The 229-nt window shown below is 52.0% G+C and carries 1 protein-coding gene; it reads left to right on the forward strand.

Annotation, left to right across the window (positions count from 1 at the left end; genetic code table 11):
• Window positions 1–229, forward strand: a 229-nt coding sequence (locus tag CWB98_RS23615; RefSeq protein WP_138546987.1) for a hypothetical protein, incomplete at both ends; no start/stop codon positions are given.

The following is a 229-nucleotide window of genomic DNA, read 5'->3' on the forward strand; positions in this document are numbered from 1 at the left end:
CGATGAATTTGCTGCAAGCTTTGGCGTGTTAGCCAAGCTATGGTCGGCCATTAATCCAGACACCTTCTTAGCCCCGTATCGCAAAGACTATAAATGGCTAGCACAGATTTATGAGTCAGTGCGCCCGGTAGGCCAGACCGGTGCTGTGGTATGGGCGGCGCTAGGCCCTGAAACCATCAAGATGATCCATGAGCATACCGACATAAACCGTATCCGCGACGATATCGAC

The organism is Pseudoalteromonas rubra (assembly GCF_005887115.1).
GTDB lineage: Bacteria > Pseudomonadota > Gammaproteobacteria > Enterobacterales > Alteromonadaceae > Pseudoalteromonas > Pseudoalteromonas rubra_F.